The organism is Nocardia sp. NPDC005366 (assembly GCF_040606855.1).
Classification (GTDB): Bacteria; Actinomycetota; Actinomycetes; order Mycobacteriales; family Mycobacteriaceae; genus Nocardia.
Genome location: NZ_JBEXFQ010000021.1, coordinates 69,933 through 92,858 on the forward strand (window position 1 = coordinate 69,933; position 22,926 = coordinate 92,858).

26 protein-coding genes, 1 tRNA gene and 1 pseudogene are annotated in these 22,926 nt (G+C 63.9%); 11 read left to right on the top strand and 17 right to left on the bottom strand.

Translation table 11 applies throughout. The features are described 5' to 3' along the window. Positions 1-43 precede the first annotated feature (43 nt). From ABZS43_RS23230 to ABZS43_RS23240, 3 genes are all read right to left on the bottom strand, one after another. The gene (locus ABZS43_RS23230; RefSeq protein ID WP_355038030.1) at positions 44-478 is read right to left on the bottom strand and encodes a GyrI-like domain-containing protein; all 435 of its coding nucleotides are present in this window, start codon (positions 476-478) and stop codon (positions 44-46) included. Beyond that, positions 475-918 carry a GyrI-like domain-containing protein gene (locus tag ABZS43_RS23235; protein ID WP_355038031.1) on the bottom strand — a complete coding sequence of 148 codons (444 nt, stop codon included), beginning with the start codon at positions 916-918 and terminating at the stop codon, positions 475-477. Before ABZS43_RS23235 ends, ABZS43_RS23230 begins: the two co-directional genes overlap by 4 nt. A gap of 307 nt (positions 919-1,225) precedes the next feature. After that, positions 1,226-2,242 (bottom strand): GAF domain-containing protein, encoded by a 1,017-nt coding sequence (locus ABZS43_RS23240; protein WP_355038032.1) that lies wholly within the window; start codon positions 2,240-2,242, stop codon positions 1,226-1,228. A 256-nt stretch (positions 2,243-2,498) separates the two neighbouring features. Here ABZS43_RS23240 and ABZS43_RS23245 point away from each other — a divergent pair, with 256 nt between their 5' ends. Then, entirely contained in the window at positions 2,499-4,043 is a 1,545-nt protein-coding gene (locus tag ABZS43_RS23245; protein WP_355038033.1) for an AMP-binding protein, read from the top strand. Between the two features lie 14 nt (positions 4,044-4,057). On the opposite strand, the gene ABZS43_RS23250 is transcribed toward ABZS43_RS23245, so the two are convergent. Then, entirely contained in the window at positions 4,058-4,516 is a 459-nt protein-coding gene (locus ABZS43_RS23250; protein WP_355038034.1) for an SRPBCC family protein, read from the bottom strand. Positions 4,517-4,554: 38 nt separating this feature from the next. Next, on the bottom strand, positions 4,555-5,040 hold the full coding sequence (locus ABZS43_RS23255) for a MarR family transcriptional regulator (RefSeq protein ID WP_355038109.1): 486 nt from the start codon (positions 5,038-5,040) through the stop codon (positions 4,555-4,557). Positions 5,041-5,302: 262 nt separating this feature from the next. On the opposite strand from ABZS43_RS23255, the gene ABZS43_RS23260 reads away from it, so the two are divergent. Continuing rightward, positions 5,303-7,471, top strand: a complete 2,169-nt coding sequence (locus tag ABZS43_RS23260; RefSeq protein ID WP_355038035.1) for a hypothetical protein — start codon at positions 5,303-5,305, stop codon at positions 7,469-7,471. A 70-nt stretch (positions 7,472-7,541) separates the two neighbouring features. Here the strand turns inward: ABZS43_RS23260 and ABZS43_RS23265 are convergent, their stop codons facing one another. The 3 genes from ABZS43_RS23265 to ABZS43_RS23275 all read right to left on the bottom strand — a co-directional run bounded on the left by ABZS43_RS23265 (position 7,542) and on the right by ABZS43_RS23275 (position 9,745). After that, positions 7,542-8,837 carry a glycosyltransferase 87 family protein gene (locus ABZS43_RS23265; protein ID WP_355038036.1) on the bottom strand — a complete coding sequence of 432 codons (1,296 nt, stop codon included), beginning with the start codon at positions 8,835-8,837 and terminating at the stop codon, positions 7,542-7,544. Positions 8,838-8,982: 145 nt separating this feature from the next. Beyond that, positions 8,983-9,207: a hypothetical protein gene (locus ABZS43_RS23270; RefSeq protein WP_355038037.1), complete on the bottom strand. Its 225-nt coding sequence runs from the start codon at positions 9,205-9,207 to the stop codon at positions 8,983-8,985. Between the two features lie 100 nt (positions 9,208-9,307). Next, on the bottom strand, positions 9,308-9,745 hold the full coding sequence (locus tag ABZS43_RS23275) for a hypothetical protein (protein WP_355038038.1): 438 nt from the start codon (positions 9,743-9,745) through the stop codon (positions 9,308-9,310). A 246-nt stretch (positions 9,746-9,991) separates the two neighbouring features. Here ABZS43_RS23275 and ABZS43_RS23280 point away from each other — a divergent pair, with 246 nt between their 5' ends. Beyond that, entirely contained in the window at positions 9,992-10,801 is an 810-nt protein-coding gene (locus ABZS43_RS23280; RefSeq protein WP_355038039.1) for a DUF1460 domain-containing protein, read from the top strand. A 52-nt stretch (positions 10,802-10,853) separates the two neighbouring features. On the opposite strand, the gene ABZS43_RS23285 is transcribed toward ABZS43_RS23280, so the two are convergent. Beyond that, positions 10,854-11,549, bottom strand: a complete 696-nt coding sequence (locus tag ABZS43_RS23285) for an LppP/LprE family lipoprotein (RefSeq protein ID WP_355038040.1) — start codon at positions 11,547-11,549, stop codon at positions 10,854-10,856. Between the two features lie 274 nt (positions 11,550-11,823). Then, entirely contained in the window at positions 11,824-12,285 is a 462-nt protein-coding gene (locus tag ABZS43_RS23290; RefSeq protein WP_355038041.1) for a hypothetical protein, read from the bottom strand. Between the two features lie 821 nt (positions 12,286-13,106). On the opposite strand from ABZS43_RS23290, the gene ABZS43_RS23295 reads away from it, so the two are divergent. The 5 genes from ABZS43_RS23295 (at position 13,107) to ABZS43_RS23315 (ending at position 15,554) form a co-directional block, all read left to right on the top strand. Beyond that, the gene (locus tag ABZS43_RS23295; RefSeq protein WP_355038042.1) at positions 13,107-13,481 is read left to right on the top strand and encodes a hypothetical protein; all 375 of its coding nucleotides are present in this window, start codon (positions 13,107-13,109) and stop codon (positions 13,479-13,481) included. Beyond that, positions 13,478-13,792: a hypothetical protein gene (locus tag ABZS43_RS23300; protein ID WP_355038043.1), complete on the top strand. Its 315-nt coding sequence runs from the start codon at positions 13,478-13,480 to the stop codon at positions 13,790-13,792. The genes ABZS43_RS23295 and ABZS43_RS23300 overlap by 4 nt, the downstream gene beginning before the upstream one ends. Then, positions 13,789-14,106: a hypothetical protein gene (locus ABZS43_RS23305; RefSeq protein ID WP_355038044.1), complete on the top strand. Its 318-nt coding sequence runs from the start codon at positions 13,789-13,791 to the stop codon at positions 14,104-14,106. Before ABZS43_RS23300 ends, ABZS43_RS23305 begins: the two co-directional genes overlap by 4 nt. A 4-nt stretch (positions 14,107-14,110) precedes the next feature. Further along, positions 14,111-14,875: a hypothetical protein gene (locus ABZS43_RS23310; RefSeq protein WP_355038045.1), complete on the top strand. Its 765-nt coding sequence runs from the start codon at positions 14,111-14,113 to the stop codon at positions 14,873-14,875. A gap of 316 nt (positions 14,876-15,191) precedes the next feature. Beyond that, complete coding sequence (locus ABZS43_RS23315) at positions 15,192-15,554, top strand: hypothetical protein (protein WP_355038046.1); 363 nt, start codon at positions 15,192-15,194, stop codon at positions 15,552-15,554. Positions 15,555-15,794: 240 nt separating this feature from the next. Here ABZS43_RS23315 and ABZS43_RS23320 read toward each other — a convergent pair. Next, positions 15,795-16,178 (bottom strand): annotated as a pseudogene (locus ABZS43_RS23320) (transposase); the annotation flags it as partial. Positions 16,179-16,351: 173 nt separating this feature from the next. On the opposite strand from ABZS43_RS23320, the gene ABZS43_RS23325 reads away from it, so the two are divergent. From ABZS43_RS23325 to ABZS43_RS23335, 3 genes are all read left to right on the top strand, one after another. Beyond that, entirely contained in the window at positions 16,352-16,804 is a 453-nt protein-coding gene (locus ABZS43_RS23325) for a type II toxin-antitoxin system RelE/ParE family toxin (protein ID WP_355038047.1), read from the top strand. A 209-nt stretch (positions 16,805-17,013) separates the two neighbouring features. Continuing rightward, entirely contained in the window at positions 17,014-17,286 is a 273-nt protein-coding gene (locus tag ABZS43_RS23330; protein ID WP_355038048.1) for a type II toxin-antitoxin system prevent-host-death family antitoxin, read from the top strand. Next, positions 17,283-17,552 (top strand): Txe/YoeB family addiction module toxin, encoded by a 270-nt coding sequence (locus ABZS43_RS23335; RefSeq protein ID WP_355038049.1) that lies wholly within the window; start codon positions 17,283-17,285, stop codon positions 17,550-17,552. The genes ABZS43_RS23330 and ABZS43_RS23335 overlap by 4 nt, the downstream gene beginning before the upstream one ends. Positions 17,553-18,284: 732 nt before the next feature. Here ABZS43_RS23335 and ABZS43_RS23340 read toward each other — a convergent pair. The 6 genes from ABZS43_RS23340 to glpR all read right to left on the bottom strand — a co-directional run bounded on the left by ABZS43_RS23340 (position 18,285) and on the right by glpR (position 22,643). Then, positions 18,285-18,698 carry a contact-dependent growth inhibition system immunity protein gene (locus ABZS43_RS23340; protein WP_355038050.1) on the bottom strand — a complete coding sequence of 138 codons (414 nt, stop codon included), beginning with the start codon at positions 18,696-18,698 and terminating at the stop codon, positions 18,285-18,287. After that, entirely contained in the window at positions 18,695-19,780 is a 1,086-nt protein-coding gene (locus tag ABZS43_RS23345) for a polymorphic toxin type 28 domain-containing protein (protein ID WP_355038051.1), read from the bottom strand. Before ABZS43_RS23345 ends, ABZS43_RS23340 begins: the two co-directional genes overlap by 4 nt. Before the next feature lie 234 nt (positions 19,781-20,014). Then, the gene (locus ABZS43_RS23350; RefSeq protein WP_355038052.1) at positions 20,015-20,314 is read right to left on the bottom strand and encodes a WXG100 family type VII secretion target; all 300 of its coding nucleotides are present in this window, start codon (positions 20,312-20,314) and stop codon (positions 20,015-20,017) included. After that, entirely contained in the window at positions 20,314-20,652 is a 339-nt protein-coding gene (locus tag ABZS43_RS23355; protein WP_355038053.1) for a WXG100 family type VII secretion target, read from the bottom strand. The genes ABZS43_RS23350 and ABZS43_RS23355 overlap by 1 nt, the downstream gene beginning before the upstream one ends. Before the next feature lie 635 nt (positions 20,653-21,287). Continuing rightward, positions 21,288-21,360: transfer RNA gene (locus ABZS43_RS23360), tRNA-Ala, on the bottom strand. A gap of 86 nt (positions 21,361-21,446) precedes the next feature. After that, positions 21,447-22,643: a gephyrin-like molybdotransferase receptor GlpR gene (gene glpR / locus ABZS43_RS23365; protein WP_355038054.1), complete on the bottom strand. Its 1,197-nt coding sequence runs from the start codon at positions 22,641-22,643 to the stop codon at positions 21,447-21,449. Between the last annotated feature and the right edge of the window lie 283 nt (positions 22,644-22,926).

Sequence of the window (22,926 nt, forward strand, 5' to 3'; positions counted from 1 at the left end):
AGCGAATAGACCAGTTGGTTCCTTCGTGGCAACTATTCAGCTATCAGACGAGGATGGAGATGAACAGTTCGACGGATTCCGGCCCCCGCCAGACCTCGATTTCCTCACGGTAGGCGCGGGTTATCTCGGCGGAAGCGGTCGCATCGTCGACCTGCGCCCAGACATCCTCGACCGGATCGTGATAGTCGCCATTCGGCTCGAAGCGGGCGTAGACCCCCTTCGGCACCTTGACCAGGAGGTCACCGACCGGAACCGCCTCCGGCGTCCGGTACTCGAAGCACACCATCGCGTTGTAGTTGCCCGCGGGATCGGGTACGTACACCGTGAACATGGGCTGGGCCGCGCCGGCCCGGTCGCGCAGCCGATCCTTGAGGAATTCGATCAGATCGCTGTTGCTGACCTTGAAACTCGGACGCACGCGCGGAACGACCAACCCACCGTAGATCGCTTCGTTGCGGACGACGATCGCATAGCTCATCGGGGATCTACCGCCAGATAGAGATCGATCTTGTAGGCGTGCGGATAACACTCGAAATCGCCGGTATAGGTGCGCTTGATCTGGTTGTGCTCCTCGGCATAGGCGATCTGCGTCCACAGGTCCGTCATCACCTGCGGAAAGTTACCGACCGAAGAGAATCGGGCATAGGCGCCGCCCCGCAGCCGCGCGACCAGATGCCCGCGCGTGACATCCTCGAACGCCGCGCACTGATACCCGACGATCTGGGTGTGATAGGTGCCGAGTTCACCGCTGTAGTCGGTATACGCGCTGGCCAGCGGGCCGCCGAGATCCTGATGCAGTACGGCCGCCCAAGCCGCCTCCAGATCGCGATCACGCAATTCCCCGAGCGCACGTTTCGGGCTGCGCACCGGCAATCCGGCAACCCACGTCTCGTCCCGCTCGACGATTTCAAACTGCATGAAAAGACTCTTTCGAAATAACATCCGGGGGCGGCGCCCGCATCCGGTCGGCCAGAAAGGCCATGCTATCAACACGGTCCGAATGGAAACGCTTACCTCGGCCGCCGGGTTCCCGTCAACGCACCCGCGCTGAACTGGACAGATGTCCGCCAAGGGGGGTTGCGCATCGGGGAGACCACCGTGGCCCGCCGGGCGTGCCGGGCCGTCACGTGCGCCGTCAACGCCCCCGCCGCAATCTCCGGGCAATCGATCGAGGTGCCGTCACAGCATGCTCGCGAGTCGAACGGCATCGTGAGCAGACTCGCCGCTATTCGATCATTCCTAGCGGCGTGTCGGGTCCGACGGGCCGAATCAGACAGACCAGGAATCGTGGCGGGCCGTGCGGAAGCCGGATGCAGGACAATTCGACCGGCTGCCACCCCCTCGACAAAGTGAGCAATCGCACGACCGCGCGCCCACGCTCGGTGCGGTACTCCACCAGCGCCCGCAGCGCCCGCAGATACGTCACGGCGTCCTCGGGATGGATGAGATGGGTGGTGGCAAGGTTGAATTCGCCGTCGCCCGCCGGATCGGCGCCCCGTGACGCGGGATGGTGACGCCAGGCGATATCTCCGAGCGGAGGCGTCAGCCATTCGATGATCTGCATGGTCTCGATATCGATCAGCGCGGTGGTGCCGCCGAGCAGCGCGACGGCCGCGTCGTCGTGATAGGTCGGGGTGACCAGATCGGGCGCCCGCGCGGGTTCCACCTGAAGTAGCAGCCCCCGCAGCACGTTCGGCCCGTGATGACGGAAGAACGCGAAAACGCGGGTGCTGCGATCATCCGGAGTGAGCACCTGCATCGTGCCCTGCCATTCGGTACCCGGTCGCGAATCCAACGCCGCCGTCATCAGCCGGTCGCGATCCTCGCATTCGAGGATCCGGGACAGGAACCACGCGCCGTGCAATCGCGGATGTCCCGCGGGCAGCACGGTCCCGCCCTTTCCTTCGGCCATCACGGTCCATTGCCTGCCGTCCCACAGGAACACATCGATGCCGGGCGGATCGTCGCGCCGCCGCCTGCCCACCCACAACCGGACGGCCAGCGGTTTCCCGTCCGGACCCGGCACCGGTTCGGCGTGCACATCCCGTCGTTCGCCCCGGACCAGCACCTCGCGATCGCAATGGTCGTTGGTGTCGATGGCCTGCGCCACCGCCGAACTCGCCACCGCGGAGAGCGAACTCGGCCGCACCAACCGGTGCAGCGAGCGCTCACGCGCCATCCCCTCCTCTGGCACATGCCTGATGGCCCGATCGGGCTCGGCCGCATCGATCAAATACCACATATCCCACCCCTCGATTTCGCCTCGACCGGTTGCCTACCCCTGCCCCGTCTCCGCGTGAGCGATCCGGTCCCTGTCCCGCCGGACGCTCATCGCACCGACTCTACGACCACTGGCGCGCCGCGACATCGTCGACCAGACTCGAGATCATGCGGATCAGGAACCTCGACGACGCCGCCGAATGCGCGCTCCGACAGCACAGCCGCCCGGTCGGGACCGCGATGCGGAGCCCGTGTCACCGTCGAACCGGTTCCGGCGCATGAGTCCCGCGGCCGTTCCCACCATCCGCTGCGGCGAACGGACCCGCGAGCAGCCACTGGCACATGAGCGCGCTGGACGCCTCGCCGCGACACTCACCGCGAGAGGAATCGGGCGCGGCGATCGGGTCGCGGTCATGCTGCGCAACGACATCGAATTCCTCGAGGTCTCCCTCGCCATCGCCGCCTGCGGCGCGAACCCCGTGCCGATCAACACCCGGTGGCAGCCGCCCGAAATCGCCCATGTGCTCGCCGACGGCGGCGTCGGAATCGTCCTCGCGCACACCACATTCATCGACACCGTCGAACGGGCGATCGAACTGGCCGCCGTCACCCCGCTGGTCGTCGAGGTGGCCATGCCCGTCGAACTGCTCGACGAGGCCGGACTCGACCGCGCCGCGGCGACGCCAACCGGCAGATATCCCACCCTCGAGGAGTGGATCGACGACAGCGACGCACCGCTCGGCCACGTGGCGGGCGCGATCGCCGATTCGATGGGGTTGATCTACACCTCCGGCACCACGGGAACACCCAAAGGGGTCCTGCGCGAACGGATGACCCCGCAGCAGTTGCTCGCCGTCGCGGGCGGCACCGCGCAGCGGATGGGACTGGCTCCCGGCGCACGGATGCTGGTCGCGGGGCCGCTCTATCACACCAGCCCGAACGCCGTCGCCGTGCTGGCGCTGCGCATGGGCGCCGACATCACGATCATGCCGCGCTGGGATTCCCTGCGGTTCCTGCGCCTGGTCGCCGAACGACGTATCACCCAGGCCAAGGTCGTGCCGACCATGCTGTCGCGACTGCTGTCCGTTCCCGCCGAAATCCGTTCCCGCTACGATGTTTCGAGCCTGACCCACCTGATCCATTCCGCCGCGCCCTGCCCGCCCGCGGTGAAACGCGCTGCCATCGACTGGTTCGGTGACGCGCTGATCGAGTTCTACGGATGTACCGAGGCGGGCACGATCACCTGGATCACCGCCACCGAATGGCTCGCGCATCCGGGCAGTGTCGGCCGCGGCGTCGACGGGTCCGCCGCCGTCGTCGCCACCGCGGACGGAATCCCGCTTCCCCCGGGGGAAATCGGCCAGGTCTTCGTGCGCGGCGCCGACTATTGGCCCGCCTTCCGCTATCTCGGTCGCGACGGCGAGAGCACAGGGCCGATGCCCGGCTTCCTGACCGTCGGCGATACCGGCTACCTCGACGAGGACGGTTACCTCTACCTGACCGGCCGCTCCAGCGAGATCATCATTTCCGGCGGGGTGAATATCTATCCCGCCGAAATCGAGTCGGCACTCCTGGAATTCGACGGTGTCGAGGACGTCGCCGTATTCGGCATCCCGCATCCTGGCGACCTCGGCGAGGCCGTCGCCGCCCATATCGTGCCGCGCCCCGGCGCGCGTCTTGACGCCGCCGAATTACGCGACGGATTACGCCAGCGGCTGGCCGGCTACAAGATCCCCGGCGAATTGCGGATCGTCACCGAACTCCCCCGCGACGATTCGGGCAAGGTCTACAAACGACAACTGCAAGCGCTCTACCAGCCCTAGCCAGCCACAGTCGCCTACTGGGCTTCGACGTACGCCTTGATCCGGTTCAAGGTCTCGCGCATACCTTCGCGATTCGTCTTCCCCCGCAGACGCCCGGCCAACAGCCAGTACAAACGCAGCGGCAACGTCTTGGAGAGTTCGAACGATTCGGTGACGTCGGTGCCGCCATCGACCGCGTCGAGCACGTAGCGCCAGGTGTTGATCCCCATTCCACCGGGACCGAGCACGATGAAGGCGAATTCGCGGCCGGGTTCGCTCGCGATCACGCGGCATACCGTCGAATATTTGAGTCCCCAGCCGTTGCGGTTCACATGCCCGCGGAATTTCGCGCCGACAGCGGGCCCCGTCGCGCCGCCGACCCATTCGGCGGCGAACGTCTCGGGGCTGAACCGCCCGGTATTGGTGATATCGCTGACGAGTTCCCAGATCTGCTCGGCGGGTGCGGCCATTCGAACTGTCACGCTGTCCTGCATATCCGCACGCTAGCAGTCCCGGCGGAACCCAGATCCGATCAGGCGGGTACCGGTGGCTCATCGAGCGGCGACGGCCGCTCATCGACCGCCGCGGTGAATTCGCGCAACCGGGTCCGAAAATCGATCAAATCCTGCGGATCCCAGCCGATGGCGCAGGCCAACTGCCGCGGAATGCCGCGCGCGCGTTCCCGCAGCTCCGCGCCCTCGGCGGTCAATCGGACCCGCACCGATCGTTCGTCCTCGGCGGCTCGGCTGCGGGTCAGCAGACCATTGGCCTCCAGCCTCTTCAGCAGCGGCGACAGGGTGCCGGAATCCAGTTCCAAGGCCGCACCGAGATCTTTCACCGCGACCGGTTCGCGCTCCCACAGCACCAACATCACGAGGTATTGCGGATAGGTCAGGCCGAGTGGTTCGAGCAGCGGACGGTACAGCCTCGTCACCGCGCGGGAGGCGGCGTACAGCGCGAAACACACCTGGCTGTCGAGCCGCAATTCCTCATCACGGGCGGTCTCACCCTGCGTCATGGTCACACACCTCCTCCATGAACGGTAGCGAGCAACTCAGTTGTGCACAATAACCGCAGGTGGTACTCCCCGCGCGCCGAATAGCTCGGACACCGCCCGACCGGCGAATATTCCGAGCGGGATGTGATCGGATGGTATCGATCCATATGTCGTCCTTGTCCTGTTTACCCGATTCGCATACGATCCCGCCTCCGTGAGGACAAGCGCGGCGATCGAATCGCGAAAAGAGAGATACACGTGGGGGTCGGTTACCGCGTTCGGAGTGATCGCCGGATACGCAGCAGTCCTGCTGGCAGACGTCAGGCACTACTACACCGACGACACCGAGGCCCAGTACGCGCCGATGTGGGTCAGGCTCGGAAACGAGATGCGCGAGGGGCGTTTCCCCGCTTTGGTGCCGTCGGAGTGGATGGCGGGGAACTATTCCCTGGAAGAGGCCGGTCTCTACAATCCGCCCCAACTGCTGGTCCACTTCCTCGCGCCGTCGATCGATAACCTCGCCGTATACGCCACGGTGGTGAAGCTGGTCTTCTCGATCATCGCAGGACTCGGCGTCTATCGAATCTGCCTCGCCTACGGCGCACGCGCGCCGTGGTCGGCCCTCGCTGGCGTCGCGTTCCCGCTGAGCGGATGGTTCCTATTCTTCGACCAGGCCAGTTGGATGACCTCACACACCGCCACCGCCTGGCTGGTTAACGCCTGGGCATCAGCGGTGCTCTACGCGCGCGGCCGCGGCGGGCCGATTCCGCTGTTCGTCTTCCTCTATCTGACGCTGACTGTCCAATACGCCTTTCCCGCCGTGATCGCCGGGTTGATGATCGCGGCGGTCGTCGCCGGCGAGTACATCTACCGGCGCGACTGGGCGGTGGCCGGACGGTTGATGCTCGCCTCCGGCTGCGCTGCACTCACGGCGTTGATCGCCAACCTGCCCGGCATCCTCTCCTCGCAGGTGACCTGGCGGGGCAATGCCAAGATCCACAACGACCCCTTCCTCACGGTGCCGTGGTCGGAATCCCTGAACGCGAGCCTGCCCAGCACCACCCCGGCCTTCACCGCCTGGTGGGGGCATGTGCAACCGCTGCCGATGGTCTATATCGCGTGGTTCCTGATTCCGGCCCTCGCCTTCATCGACTGGCACGCGGCGGCTCGATCCGCCCGTGAACTCAGCGGTGTCGGGTTCTTCGCGACGGCGATGCTCATGTGGACAGCGGGACCTGGCGCGATCGGCCCGCTGCGCTGGCCTGCCCGCGTCCTGCCGATGCTTGCCGTCGCCCTGCTCGTGCTGGTGTGCATCCTGCTCAGCCGCCACGGCATCTTCGGCTCATCGCGGCGGCGCGCCGTTGCCACGGCGGCACTCATCGGCCTGCTGTTCGTCCGCTCCGTCTCGGCCGCGCCGGAACTCGTCCTTCGGCATCTGATCGCCGTGGCGACCGTCGCCGCACTCGGCGCTATGGCGGTGTGGCTCGCGCGCCACCGGGGCGCCCCGGTGGCCTGTGCCCTTGCCATCGCGGCCATGCTGCCCATCGCCTTCGTCCAGGTGCGTAGCGCGCCGAGCACCCCACTGTCCTACAACTTTCCCGAACGCCGTTCGACGATGACCGCCGCCTTCCCCGACTTCGACGGCCGCACACTGCAACTCGCCGATCGGGCCCTGCTGACACCGCAGGACAGGAGTGTCACCGGCGCGTACGGATCCCTCGCCATCGGCAACTACGCCAAGAATCTCGGCCTCGAATACGTCAACGGCTACACCCCCATCGGGCATGCCGCCTTCGCCGGTCTGCTGTGCATGGCCTGGGACGGCAGCACCTGCGCCGATGCCTTCCGCCGCGCCTTCGCGACCGAATCATCCACCGGGCAAACCATTGTCGACCTGATGAAAATCGACCGGGTAGTGCTGCATCGGGCCCAGTATCCCGATGTGCGCGATCATGCCGCACCTGCGGGCTGGCGATGGGTCGACTATCCGGGCCACGAACGCTACATCGTCGTGCTCGAACGCGTCGACGGCCTCATCTCCACCCGCGACGGCATGATCGCCTACACCGATGGCGTGCTCGCCACGACGACCCCGCACAGCAGTTTCACCAGCAACGCGCGGGTGACCTCACCCAACGGCGGTCGGGTCGTCCTGTCCAGGCTCGGTTGGCCGGGACACCGAATCACCTTGAACGGTAAAGAAAAACCGTTCACCACGGTCGCGGGCACCTTCATCGCCGTCGACATCCCGGCGCACACCGAGAACGCCGAGCTGATTCTCACCTGGCGTCCGCCCGGCTGGGAACTCGGCATCGGCGGCGCCTCGGCCGGCCTGGCCGGAATCGGGCTGCTGCACTGGGCCTTTCAGCGACAGCGCCGACGCGACCTCGACGTTCCCCCGGACGAGCCGACCAGCGGTGAATCAGGCCGATCGCTGGTCACCACTGCCTGAGACCCTGCGCCGGTGCAGAACGCGGTCCCGTCAGGACCGCCCGCGCCGCGTCCGAACACAGCGCACGCGATCAGTCGACGGTCACATCCGAACTCGGGCGCGATGACGCCAGCAACTGCGATTCGTCGACCCGCTCGGGCAGCCGACCGACATCGACAACCGCGCGCCGCAACCGTCGCACGAGAACCCCCGCGCAGCCCAGCACCGCGAAATACGCGATGACGTAGGCGTTCATCAGAATCGGCGACACCGGCCAGGACGGCGGGAGCAGGAAGACCCCGATCGACACCCAGGTGGGGCTCCAGTGATAGGCCCACGCGCCGATCGACACGTAGAGCGCGACGGCGGCGATCCACCAACTCCGCCGATACTGCGCCCGATGCACCAGGTAGACGAGCAGGGGAACGAACCACACCCAGTGATGTCCCCACGCGTACGGCGAGATCACGCAGGCGGTGAGTCCGGCCAGGGTGACCGCCAGCAGCGATTCCCCGTACCGATACAGCGCCGCGACGATCGTCGAGCTGACCGTCGCGACCACACACGCGAGGATCAGCCACAGCCACACCGGCGCGGGACGCCCGAGCAGATGCGCCATCGCGCCGCGTAGCGACTGGTTGGCCGGATGCGTGTCGACCGCGATCCGGCCGGACTGGAAGAACGTCGACGTCCAGTACTGCCGGGAATCCGCGGGCAGCACCACCCCGCTCACCACGACCGTCGCGACGAGAACACCTGACGCCGTGGCGGCGGAGCGCCACTGCCGTAGGGCGAGGAACTGCAGAATGAAATAGCTTGGCACCAGTTTGATCCCCGCGGCGATGCCGACACCCAGCCCACGCCCGCGGCTGTGGGGGGCACGCGAGAAATCCCACAGCACGAGCAGCATCAGCAGCAGATTGATCTGCCCGTAGTACAGCGTCGTGCGCACCGGCTCGATGAAGACGCATGTCGCCGTCAGCAAGACGCTCAGCCCGAACAGCCTGCGGCCGATCCGATAGCCGAGAATGCGCCAACTCAGCAGAACACAGCCGAGCAGCACCACCATATTCACCGCGAGCCAGGTATCGGTGACGGCCGCCCACGGCACGCGCTCTATCGGGAGAAAGGCAAGGGCCGAGAACGGCGTATAGGTGTAGAGCAGTCCGTAGAAGGTGGGCTCGGTATAGAGCGGACGTCCGTGCAGAATCCGCCAGGCCCCGTCGCGGTAGACATGCACGTCCAATCCGCCGACCAGGATCCCCGACTTGTCCAGCCACGGATCGACCGTCGCGAAGAGCAGGATCAGCGCGACGACCGCGCCGACCGCGAGCACGATGAACGTCGGCCTGGTGCGAGGAAAATCCAGCGGCCGCGTATTACGCACGAACAGTGAACTTACCTAAAAGCCGAATCTCAAACATGCCACCGGGTTTCGGGTCAGCTCCGAAGGCAGCTCATTCCCGGGAAAAGGCGGGTGTGAACTGGCTATAAACCCGATGCCGATAGATTTCCGAGTGGGGCGTGTCACCCTATTGTCGATCGTTTCCCAGTTCGGGAAAGCTGTCGCGGAGGTTGTCGAGGCAACGACGGACCTCGCGCAGTTCACGTTGCAGCAACTGCGACTCGGTGTTCGCTCTCGGCGTTCCCCTGCTCGTCAGCCCCATGGCCGCGATAGCGGCGGCGAGCGTCTCGGCCTCCGCGACGAGCAGGTCGTGAAACACTCGCGCCTGTTCCGCGTCGGATCGATCCCGCACTCGTCCCTCATCCCGCCGCACCGGATGCCGGTTTGTCCGGTTTCCATTCATAGTCACACGCCGGTGGACAATCGGCGATCGGGAATGGGGCCGGACCGGATCACCCGATGACCTGACACGAACTGCCCGTGTCGATTCCGGTGTGCCGCACCTCGATCGTGATGTACTGCGACGAGGTGTATCTGCCCGGCTCGGACTGTATCGCGATGAGATTCTGCGAACCCTGACGCGTCGGCGTCCAGGTGGCGGTGACGGTGTTGTTCTCCGGATGATGCACGGCCTCCGACGGGATTCGTTCGCCGTTGCCGGGGATGACACCCCCGGCGAGCATGAAGAACACGGTCCCCGCCGGAACGACCGCGTCGGTGACGACAGCCGTCACGGTGTAGCGGCAGCCGACGGCGAGCCCCTCCGGTCCCGCGGCCACACTCACCGCGGTCACGTCCGCCAGCGCAGGCGGTCCGGCGATCACCGCGGCCGCTGCCGTCGTCAGGAACACCACGGCCCCCAGGGTGATTCGAGAGATGGACCTGCTCATCGCGCTACCTCCGGGACCGTTCACGGGATCCTCCACTATAGAAGCGGCATCGACGGCGTCGCGGAGATTCGGGCTCCGAGCCGAAAGCCGCTGGACCGAGCGCCGTGCGGGCACCGCCGCTGCCCGCCCCGATTCCGTACTCCGCGAGGGGTCGGCGACCGGAAGCGTCCGGCTTGTCGCCCGGACCGGCTAGCCTTGGCGCGGACGCACGCCAGATTCGGCTACCGCGAAATCGCTGGAGGTATCTTGCGCACCATTTGTCGATTCCTTGTCCTCGTACTCGCGCTGGCCGGTTGCTTCGTACTGACGGCGCCGAATACGCTCGGCGCACCGGCCGACGTCGCCATCGACGACGCCACCGGTAAGAAGATCGACGACATACTGGCGCTGCGGGCATCGGTGAGCGGCCGGGGTAAGGCGGATCTCGTCGAACTGCTGTCACGGGAGTTCCTCGGCACCCCCTACGGCGCCGATATGCTCATCGGCTCGGCCACCCAACCGGAGCGATTGGTGGTCGATTTCCGCCGGGTGGACTGCTTCACCTACCTGGACTACGTGGCGGCGCTGAGCGAATCCGCCGACCGGAACCAATTCGTCCAGAATCTGATCGGGACGCGGTATATCGACGGTCACGTCGATTTCACCCAGCGCAGGCATTTCTTCACCGACTGGGCGCACACCCAGAAGATCAACGCCACCGATGTCACCGCCGCGGTCAGCCCGCGCGCCGTGACCGTCGTCAAGGATCTGAACGCGAAGGGCGACGGCGGAAACTACCTGCCCGGCCTGCCCGTCGTGCGGCGAGGCATCACCTACATTCCGAGTGAATTCGTGGACGACAACGTCATCGCCCAACTGCGCAACGGCGACTACGTCGGCGCCTACGCCGACCTCCCCGGACTCGACGTCACCCACGTCGGCGTCTTCGCGGCGACGCCGTCGGGCCCCGTCCTGCGCAATGCCTCCTCGCTCGCGGCCGATAACAAGGTGGTCGATTCACCGTTCCTCGCATACGCGAGGTCGGTGCCGGGCATAGTCGTCCTGCGCCCTGCGTAATCCCAGCCCTCCGCCCTGCGTAATCCCAGCCCTGCGCCCGGCGTCGTCCAGCTCAGTTCGGCGGAAACTGTCCGTTCGCCTGGACCGTGGTTCCGTTCAGCGTGAACGTCACCGTGCTCGGACCTCCTTGGGGGCAGCACAGCGCGTCCTCCGGTTTCGGCCACCGGTACTGCACCGACACGGTGTCGCGGGTCTTGCCGAGCACCGTCGTGTAGGCGTACGGCTTGGCGCTCGCGGTGCCCAGGTACTTTCCGCCGGTGAAGAAGAGGATGTGGGTGCCGGGATGAATTCCCGGCCATTCCACCGTCATCCACGACAGGACGCCGGAACATCCGGCGGCGATGGGATCTTCGCTCGCCCCTTGGATCACCCAGGCGCCACCGGGGGGCGTGTCCAAACGGGCGACCGAGGAAGCCGCGAGCGCGGAATTCACGTCGAAGCACAGGCCGTGGCCGCTGCCCTCGGGAGCGGGTTCCGCGGCGGGTGACTCGGATTTCGACGTGGACTCGGGGGTGGTTTCCGCAGAGGATGATTCGGGTTTCGATGTACCCCCCGGGGCGGGTTCTTCCACCGACGCGGACGGTGTTCCGGCCGCGGTGGTCCGCGTAGCTGTCGGTACGGGGTGCGACGTGGTGATCGCACTACCCGTCGACGTTCCCGTCGATGGTTGCGAATCGCCGCCGCACCCGGCGACACCGACCATGACACTCGCCGCGATCGTCACCACAGCCGATAGCTTGACATTCACTTCGCACCCCTCGAAGCCCCTGGCCCATTGACGGTTTCGATATTCGATCGTGTCCTGACAATTACCCACGCGGCGTATCGGACGCCCCGCGTTATCGCGGAGTTACGAATCATCTTGTCCCCCTCTATTGTCAAGAATATCGCACCGATTTCCGTGGGCGTTACGGAAATATGTCGAGGGGCTCCCTGAATCCACAGGTACAGACCACACCCGTCCCGCCGGGCGCGGCGAGTACGGTCCGGATCGGACCGCCTCGCCCACAACTGCTACCCCACTAGCGAATATCGATCACACCCGAGCAGTTGACCGCAGGCACCGGAACCGGCCCGACGTTGACCGTGGTCAGATCCACGCGAAGCGGTCCCGCCCCCGTCGGCAGATCCGGGAAGAAGACAGGATTGGTCGACCCGAAACCCACCCGGTTACTTCCACTCGCCGCACCCGAAGCGCCGGTAGCCAGATTCGTCCACCGAATGGTCGGATTGGTCTGATATCCCCAGATACTCGGCTGCGCCGAGGTGATCTCGATGGTCGGCAGTCCCGGCGTCGCATCCCGCTGATACGCCGCGATCCGCCCCGCATACGGTAGGTCGACGATATTGGGACTCAACCCCCAGCAGATGACATCGGCCCGATCCACCGTGTCCGCCGCAGCGGTTCCCATCCCCATCGACAGCGCGCCGGTCGAAACCCCGAACACCGCAACGGCGACCCCGATGATCGTACGTACCTTCATGCGTTCACCTTCCGTCTTGATTCCGACTGGAACTATCTACCCTAGCGGACCGTTATCGACAATCACTACCAGCACAGTGCCCCCAAATGTCGGGGCAGCGACGAAATGTGCCTCCTGCCTACGGCTTCGACTCACGTCCTGGTCGACAATCTCCCACCGCAGTCCTCCGTGTAACCCGAACCTCCATCGGCACAGCGGACTACAGGGCCAACCCGACCTATCCAGCAACCACGTGACACTCGCGGCCTGAGCACTCAGCCATGGGAACACGCCAAACACCACAACGGGCATCGGCCAGGGGTTTGGATGCGCCAGTCCACTATCTGGTTCTCCGCGAATGATGTGGCGTGCACCACTAGCGCTTCTGGTGATGTCAATGGATCGCCCGCCGGAGGCTGCCATGCCTCGGCAACCTTGGCATATTTCGGACAAACACGACGCCCCGCCGGTTCCCAACAGGATTTACGACGCTCACAGGTGCCGTGCCCGCGCAAGCACTCTCGAGCCGGGCGCAACCGAGAGTCTCCGGTGACGGCGTCACCCCGCCGCCCACGGTCGCGGACTTCTGCGAAAGCGGCGGCGCGCGGGGCGACGATGTTGACGGTCATCGACTCGCTCTCGGATCCGTTGCTCACAGGCGCCCTCGGGATCGCCGCGACCACAGCAGACGACGGTGCTGGTGGTGGATTCGCCAGTCGAAGCCTCAACGGCGAACACGCGACTGGTTGGCAGTCCTTCTGCATCGGGGTAGCATCCCGCCGGGAGTTATGACCGACAGGTACTGGTCGGTCAGTTGGCAAATATGGGGAGGCGCGTTATCGATGACTATTATGCAGCGCGACCAATTGAACGAATTGGTCGAGAGAACCTACCATCAATTGGCCGCATTCGAGGCACGTGCTAACAATGTCTTATCGGAGGCTTCTGCCGAGTGCTTCACCGAATACTCCGGGGATCGTCGAGCACTGGCAGTGGTAAGTGGAGACGGGCGGCATGTACTCGATATCCGCTTGACGCACGGGTTCGGCGACCTGAGCCGACCGGCTTGGGCCCTCGCCGACGACCTCGATGAAGCTTGCCGAGGAATCGTCGAGGCCATTAACGCAGCCAGACACGTGGCGACAAGGAATTCGATTGATCACCTGGCTCGAGAGTTTCCCGAAGCGTTCGAGCTACTGAATGACCTTCGCCCGTGACGGACTTCGATGATATCTATGCGCTCGTTCATGAACTGAATACTGATTGGGATCGCACAGTAAGCAGTATTCGCAACAAGCGAACCGAGCTGAATCCGCAACAATTTAGACTGCCGATTGTCGACAGGTACGACGGGGTCGAATACGGCACCGTTTGCATCGATAGAAACGGGCAGTTGATCGACATTCGATTGGACGCCTACGAAGCAGCAGCGTCGAATGAAGGTCATATCATTACTCTGATTATTCAGACGGTGAATGCTGCTCTCCAGAGTCATACACCCGGATCGAATACGGGAGACAATCGATGACGGACCTCCATGTTTGCCCCGATGCTCTGCGCAACCAGGCGAATGAAATCAGGCAATGCGCTAGCCATTACACCGCTTCGTCAGCACACATTGGTGAACATCGCATGGCACCGCTAACCTTGGGCGCCTTCGGCAGGGATATCGTAGCCATCTTCAATGACGTCACTCTCGATGTCAGCAATAAACTCTCGAAGAGCGCGGAGACCATCCAGTCGGCGAGCGACGGGATTGCGCTGTGTGCAAAGCACTACGAGAATGTCGACAATGACTATTACCGACAGTTCGGTTACATAGACGAAAGTATAGGGTACTGACGACATGGGAGGTAGGACAACCAAAGGCTATCCGGTACCGGCCGACCATAACCCCGATAATCTTCCCGAGGAGCTGGTATTCCCGTGGGGACCCGCCGCGACTCTGGTCACCACGGGTGAGAAAATCGGCGTCCCGGGTATTCGAGAGCTGGTCGACAGCATTCAAGCAATGCTCGGCAATCCTAATAACGTTGTTGTGGTCACCAGCGCCTGGCGTACCTCGGTGCAAGAACTCACGTCGGCCGTCGATGGAAGCGGACAGCAGTCGATCGGCCTCCAAACAGCCAAAGATGAGCTGGGCAGCCGATGGAACGGGACAGCTCGCGAAGCTGCAGTCTCCTATGTCGATCGCGTCATCACCACAACGAATTCCATCCGCGATGTCATAAAATCGATTGCTGCCGACATCGATGGTCTGCGATCAGTAATTCTCGCGAACTACAAGGCCGCGATTGAACTAATTGTTCAATATGCGAAAATAGTCGTAGAGACTTCCGGTGGAATCGCAGCCGCTGCCGATGACATCATCAAACTCGATTTCACGGGAGTGATCAAGACGCTAACGAAGACCCTAACAGATTTCATGGATCTGGCCAGGAAGAACGTCGATGCGGTCATAACCTTCCGGGATACCGTTCAGACGAAGCTCGAATCAATACGAACCAGTGCCGCCGCGATTCCGATCCAAGCCGCGATAGCTCCCGCTGCGATCGACATAGGAAGCTGGCAGCCGCGTAAGCCTACCGGGAAGGCGTTCGGTGATGGATAGTCGGCGCCATCTGTTCACTCTCTTCGTGGCCGTTTGCGCGGTTACGTTGACGGGATGCATAGATTCTGCCAGCCCTTCGGAGCACGGCCGTTTCGACGGGCTGCCACAAGGATGTAGGACACTGACACGAGTCGTCACACCGGCCCTACCCGGATTCGCTGGCCCTATTTATATAAAGAAGGATTTATCGCCGGTCAATCTGGATGAACTGCCGCCGACACCGGGAATTATTGACTATGCGTGCATAGTTCGATTCTCCGCAACCGCTCCGGATAACAAGGTCGTCGGTCAGCCCGAAGCGAGATCGGTCCGGATCATGTTCGAACTGGGCAACGGCGGCAGCGACCCCGTCGGTGCCGCGAAGCGCACTTTCCGGGCTGCGCAGGAGCATGCCGAATCGATGTCATCGGGCTCGTCGGCCCCGGTGTCGCTTACCGGATTGGGAGAGGAGGCGTTCATCACCGATTCCGAGAACTCGGTATACGGCGCCGGTTCGCAGATAACTTTCAGGTTGAGCAACGTGGTCGTGACAACCGACGCTCAGGGAAACAACGTCGCGGACCGATCCCTGGCGACGGAACCTGTGATTTCATCGGAATTATCGGCAGCTGTCCGGGCCGCGGCCGAGGAAGTGGCACGTGACGTGGCTGCAAACATCGATTCCGTCATGAACGAATAGCGGGAATACTCTGGTGTCGGGAGTCGATCCAGCAGAGCAGCAATGAGACTCGCCGCCGTACTGCACTAGCCTCGATCTTTCGTGGGGCTGATGTGCTGGCTTGAGCGGCTTCGGATGGCTGTTTCGATCGTGGTTTCCGGGTTGTCGGTATGGCAGTCGGCTCGCGCAGCGGGCTGGCTGCCGGGTTCCACGAGCCCGGGTTGCTGGTTTCCTTGGTTGTAGGGGTAGTCGTTGGGTTGGTCAGTCGGGTTGCAGCCGTGCTGCGGCGGTGGTGAGAAGTTCGGTCCAGGGTGCGTGTCGGGCCAGGTGTAATCGGGTTTTTCGGGCGTGGCGGGCGATGCGTGCTGCCGCGGAGAACAGTCGCAGTCGTAGCGTTTTCGGTTCCCACCTGCGTGCGTGGTGATCGTGTAAGGCGAGGGTTTGCATCCAGGCGGTCAGGTCGAGGGCGAGCGCGACGAGCGCGAGCCAGATGCGGTTGGCGTCGAAGGAGTGGAACGGAAGATTGCGTAGACCGGTGTCTTTCGCGTTTCTGATGCGGTCTTCGCAGCGCGCTCGGCGTCGGTGGCGTAACTCCAGGTCGGGGAGTTGACCTCGGGTGGTGTTGGTGACGAATCCGGTCAGCCGCAACCGAGACTATTTCCATGACCGGGCGAGGATAGTCCGCACAGACATCGCAAGGGTGGACATGACGGAGGAAGCGGTCTCACTCTCCCGAACCGCGATGCAGTGACGTCAGCCGCATCGCCATCGGCCGAAAACTCGCGTGACCTCCGAATACGGTGTCGCGGACTTGGTCAGTGGGCCCGACTCCATCATCGAAGCTTCTTACCGGACAGCGATCGCGCCGCCCTTATGGTCGGCATCGATGGTTATCCAGCTGTCGGTGGTCGTCTGCTCTGCGGGCGTGCCGTAATCGACGGGACCGGGACTGTCGGCGATTCCGAGCATGTCGCGGTCGCCCCCAGGAAGAAGCAGGATGCTGTCGCCACGCCAGCAGGCACTTCCTCGAGATCGACGGATTCGTCGGCTTGCTCGCCGAAGAGGCAGAGCCGCTGGGCGAACCCTACGCCCGGTATCTTGCCGATGGGGTCCGCGAGCTACGCCCAACACCGGATGGCGCAGCCATCCGCATCACCTACAGGCTCGCACCAATGCGACGAGCCATCCCGCTGACGGTGTTCCGCAAGACTCGGATGCGAGAAGATGCGAAAAGCGCAGCGCCCCACCGAAATCAACACTTTCCAGCGTGACATGACAGCACCCGCCGGTTTGCGTAGGTGTAACCGCGAACACCAGCGGAGCGAGAACGGCTCGCGCTCTTCAAGCCCGTTGGCCTCGTCGTGCGAGTTCGGCCACGCGGCCACTGAATGCCTTGCCGAGTGCCGCGTGCGATCTACAAGGGGCATCTGATCACGTACATCATCCTGTACCATCGCAGAACGGCGAGGAAAGGAGCTCCATGCGAGCCATGCACAGCACCGAAGCGCGTCAGAACTGGTCTGAAGTACTGGACGCAGCCACCGAAGACAACGACGAAGTCGTGATTACTCGGTCCGGCGGGAAGGAGCCCGCCGTGGTGATCTCGCTGGCCGAATACAACTCCTTGAAAGAAACCGCCTACGTCCTGTCTACCAGGGCCAACACCCGCCGCCTGCTCGAGTCGATCGCGAACTTGGAATCGGGCAAGGTGGAAGCCCGCGAGCTGATCGAACCCGAGGACAACGACGAGTGAGCCGCAAGGTGGTGTTCGACTCCAACGGGTGGGAGGACTACAGCGGATGGCTCGCCCGTGACCGTAGGTTGCTCGGCAAAGTCAACCGCCTGATCGAGGATATCCGGCGCAACGGCAACGCTGAGGGCATCGGCAAGCCGGAACCTTTGCGGCACAACTTGGCCGGACTCTGGTCACGGCGGATAACCGACGAACACCGGTTGATCTACGTGGCCGACGACGACACCGTGACGATCGTTGCCTGTCGTCACCACTACGACGACTGATCACGCCCGCAAAGCTACCTGGAGAAGAGAGCCGCAGGTCACTTGACCTGTGGCAATGCCGAGTCGACGGCACCTCCATCGCGTATGCCGAAGCCGGGACGAGCATGTCCGACAGCCGGTTTTCGGTCGCCTCTGACACGGCCATCCACGCCGGAGGAGCATTACTCGACGCATTTCGACATCCCAAGCCTGACTCGCACACAAAACCCGCCACAACCGCGACACCATCGCCGCGCCGGGCCACCAACGCGTCACATATGAAAGTAGCCCTGAACAGCGAAAATCACCGTTCAGGGCCACTGGATAGCTGTTCGCGCAATGGCGGACTAGTGGGCCTAACGATCCACAACCCGAACACTTTGACGGTCGAAGGGCCACCGATTCGGATCACACCGGTGGGTACCCGGCGGGTATGAGTGGTCATTCGCCAACGGCACCGACACACGGGCGCGCCCAGCCGGAGGGCGGCGGGGACTACGTCGCAGCGCTCCAGTTCCCAGCCCTGGTCACCGATAGCCATGCTTGCGACGGAGTCGCTGAGTTGAATGGCCCCCACAGGCTCGGGAAATAATGTGGCGCGATGAGCCATTCGACCCCGTTCATCTCATCGATGGGCATCGAAGCCAGAACCACCAGAATGGTTTTCGACGCCCCGGAACATCTCGATCACGACGGACTCCCACAACGCCGATCCGCACGCCATGTCCGGGACCGAACCCCTTCCGCTTCTTGTCACAGGGTTGTGACAAGTGGCCATAGCTCATTCGGGGCGTTGTCGTAGTCGTGCTTACGAACCCACTCCACAATCGAACGCAGTTCACTGCGCTGCTCAGCCGAGAAGTCAGGCCCCATGGCGCGCAAGGTGGCGATCAGCAGATCGCCCGGATAGAAGTCCCCCGAAGCGAGAGGCGTATTGCGCAATTTATCGATGACGGAGGGCAACACGTATTGGACCCCTACCTGCTGCGCCATCAAGACCCGCAAATCCTCAGTACCCAGACTTGCGAGTGGCTTTCGCCTCAGTCGGTGCACTGTGCGGACAAGCCGGGTTGCGTCGGGGCCTGGATCCGGCCAGCGCCCATCCAGATCCTCCAATGTCATGGACTGGGGGTCTTCGGTAGTCACAATGCCTCGCTGTGTCGTCATTTGGACCGAGGAACGAATTGTTCGGAGTGGTCGAGAAGTCTACTTGCCTCAGAGAGTTCATCCTCAAGTGCAGCGCGTTCGGCATCGGTGAGTTTGGGCCAGCCGAGCCGCCGGTTGATCTGGTCGATCCGGTTGACAAGACCTTGCTGCGCATCACGCACTTCTTGAACATGGTCCCACGGTGTGCCATCCGGTTTGCGGGCAACGACCTCGCCTTCGAGCTCACGCCGCGCGGCATCGAGGTCACGGTCGGTCAGGTGCTCCTTGATCCGATCCGTAGGCCGGGTAGTTGACCCGTCCTGTGCACCACCCTGGCCGTCGGAACTGTCATCCATCGACGTGACGAGGACAGCCAGCCCCGCGATAGTCGCCAGTCCACCCGTGGCTACCGCGACCGAGGTGAAGCTGATACCGCTGAGCGTGGTGAAGAACGTCCCGATCGTCCGGGCTATCGCCACAGCGGCGGTGTCGAGGGTCGCGGCTTCGACCCCAGCTGCGGCCTGCGGCTTCTTGATCAGCACTACCGCTGCCGCGATCACGACAGACGCGCCGACCACGGCCATCGCGAACTGGGTGTTGATGTCGGCGCGCATCGCCGACAGGGCGACGTTGTGGGATTCGGTCGCGGTAGCAAGATCATGGGCGGCCAGTTCGATCTCGCCCGCGCTTGTCGCCATCGTGCGAAGGTGCGCGGCCAGATACGGAATGTCTTGCGGAACGCTGGTCCCGTAGCCGCGTTCGAGCCCGTCAGCGACCATTTTCAAGCGGGCCTGGCCACCGAATACCGGGGTGGAGACAGCAAAGGTTTTCCACGCGGTCGCAGCGCGTGCGAGTTTGACGGTGTCGCCGTCGGGGATCTCGCCACCGGCGATCTTCACGACGACCTTGTCGTAGAGGTCGGGGATCTCGGATTCGAGACCATGGCTGTTGCTGCCTGAGGCGGCGACGCCGATGACCGCGTTTCCGTCGTAGGGCAGCTCCGAAGGGACCGCGTTGGGCAGGGTCGGTGCCGCCCCCTTGTTGAGGTCGCGGTTGGCTTTGTATTCCGCGCATGCCCAGTTGTATCCGGCCGCGGTGAGCACGTCTCCGAAGTGTTGGAGCGCGCGGGCATAGTTGGTGGCGACCAGGGTGATCGCCGCAGCTCGCTCGTCGTAGGCTTTCGACCAGGCTTTGACCGCTTGGTATCCGCCCGCCATGCGACTGGTTTCCAGCAGCGCGACCTGGAGCGGGTTGTAGACGGTTTGGAACTGTTTCGACAGCGCGTAGCACTCTCTCGCAGCGCTTTGGTAGGACTGCGGGGAGATCGAAACCACGAGCTAGCCGCCGCTCATTCGCAGGTTCATTTCCGCTGCTGTGTTGTAGGCGTCGCGGGCGGTGATCACGGCGGTGTGCATCGCGGTGATTCCCTCGACGACCTCGGCGGCCCCGATCGCCCATGCTCGATAGGCTTCCTCTTGGGCGGTTGCGGCTTGCCCGTGCCAGTTCTGTTGGATGGCGGCCATGCGATGGTTGATGCCGTCGAGGCTTTCGGCGAGGAAGCCGATGAATCCGTTGGCGCGAGCGACGAGTTGGTCGAGCTCGTCGGTGTCGACCGTGAAGTCGCGGGTGCCGTCCATCAGATGTTCAGACTCGGGAGGTCGAGAGAGCTCAGATAGGTCGCGCCAGCGGTGTCTTGGTGGGCGATGGTTTCGCTGGCGACTCCGAGGAGTCCGGCCATGATCGCGAGGGCGTCCAAAACGTCGGCGGCGCCCTCTTTGGTCTCGGTCCAGCCACCCCCGAACGCATCCGCTGCCGCGCCGGTCCAATTGCCGAGCACGTCGGCTACCTCCCGGTCCAGAGAGCTGAGACCGTCGATCAGCGATTCAGCGACTTGCTGAACGTAGGTCCCAGCATCGGTGACCTCGTCTGGAACCATCGCGAAGTCTTGTCCGGACATGCCCGGTTCTGCCGACATACGGCCCCCTCCCAGAAACAGAACGAGGTCGAGCATAGCCGCGACCGGCCTTGCGAGCGAGAACCTCGCGCGCTGAACAGTTTCGGCCAAACCGGTTGATGCACCACGCCGGCCCTGTCAGATCGTTTGGTTCCAGAGGGGTATCATGACAACCGTGTAAATCCAGGCCGTCTATGACCGTAATGCCCTGGACGGGTTCGAGCCCCTGCGCGGGCACATCGAAGAGGGATTTCGCAACCACTTGTGTCGCACATCACCGGAGAACGGCTCGACGATGACCGCGTGGCGATCCTCATAAATGATCGTGCCAGGACTGTCGGTGTCGAGGCAGGACCAGCCGATGCTATGCGTCGAAAATCGCCGGGTAACCGTCCAAATGTGCGATCAACTGGGTCACCGAGAATTTGAACCCGACCGTCGCCCCTGGATGACTATCGGGACCGATGAGATTATCGTGATACCAATCATTTCGGGCCAACGGGAGCGTTCCCGCGCTGTAGTCAACAGCCGACTTCGACAACCCTTGATCGCTTGACCCAAAAACGACATTCGTGGGTTGTTGAGGGCACCGGTGTTCGCGCAACACCATACGACAGCGAAGCCGAAGGTCATTGACCTGCGGCTTCGCTGCGAAGTGGAGCTAAGGGGAATCGAACCCCTGACCTTCTCGATGCGAACGAGACGCGCTACCAACTGCGCTATAGCCCCGTGCGGTCCCCGGGAGAACCGCGCGGGGGTAACTGTAGCAAACGTTGCGGCCAGACTCCGAATCGGTGGTTTGAGCTGCGGAAATACTATGCCCCCGCCGCTCGGCGTATCTCTGCCGACGTGCCACGGCGCAGGGCCCTGGCGGTGGCGGGGTCGAAATGGTCGAGGTCGACGAAGGCGGGGTCCTCGTCGTCGGGTTCGAGCAGGACGGAGCGGCGGCGCAGGGCGCGGGCGGTCTCGCGGTCCATGGCGCGACGGGCCTGTTGTTCGGCGTGACGGGATTCCTCTTCGCTGTCCGCGTCTTCGCCGGAGTGCTGGCCGCGGGTGAGGCGGGCGGCGCGGCGACGGCGGATGTCCTCTTCCATGCGGACCTGCTTGCGCAGGTAGGCCAGGTAGGTGACGAGGATGACGATCGACAGGCCGCAGGCCGACCAGAGCCTGGGGTCGAAGACGATGCCGGAGGCTCCGGACAGCAGAGCGGCCAGGACGAGGCCGAGTACCGCGCGCTGCCGGAAGGTGTAGCGGGCGGCGCGGGCGATGGCGTCGGCTTCGGGGTCGTAGCCGCCGCGACCGCGGCGGGATGGCACGAATTCCGGTTCGCCGGACTGATATTCGGGATCGTGGGCCTGGGCCGGTGACCGGGCGGGCGGGATGCGGGCCGCGGTCGGTTCTGGGTACTCGTCGGCCACGTCGTCATCATCGGCCGGTTCGCCGGTATTCGCAGCGCTTCTGGGGGGCGCGTCCGTTATTTCGTCCGAATCGATATCCTCCGAACGCGTTTCGAGCATTCCGTCATCGCCGTCGGCGAAATCGGCGGCGAGTTCCGCGCCGGCGCTGTCATCGGCGAAATCCTGGTCGTCGAAATCGGCGTCCGCGATCTCGACGTCGGCGATGCGGGCGGCGAGTGGCGCGTCGGCGATATCGGCCTCGGCTGCCGTGGTGTCCGGCGGATATTCGCCCGCCTCGAGTTCGGGGACGTACCTCTGTTCGGTGTCGGCCTCGGTGACTAGTTCGTCGGCCGGTGCATTCATCCGGTCCTCCGCATCATCGCTATGGGAAAGCTTTCTGTGCACTCGGGTCGGCCGATAGTCGGGGTCGCTGTCGTGATGACCGGCGGCCGGCCCTTTCCGTGGGCGCCGCTTGGAACCGCCGCGGTGCAGTACGCGGGTGGCCAGGGCTGCGTCGGTGGTCTGCCGGATCCGTGGATGGCGGTCGGCGAGTATCGGGAACAGGACGAAGACCCAGAGCACGACCAGGCCGATCCACAGAATCGAATTCGGCATCTCGCCTCAGCTACCTCCGTCCCCGCGTGAATTGTCCATTCGGCCCGCGACTTTCCCGCACCGTGCCCCCACTGCCGTGCGTTCGCTCAGTGCAAAACGGACGGACCCGAGTCCGGTCGCCGGTCGCCTCGCAGGCTCCCTGCCGAAGAAGCAAGACGCACCTCCGACGTCCGTAGGTTAATTCCGCGCCGTGGGACTTTCCGGCAGGCGCGCCGTGCACACAAGTCACACTGGTAACAAGATTCCCATCACCTGGGCGCGTGTGAACGCGGCGTGTCGCCCT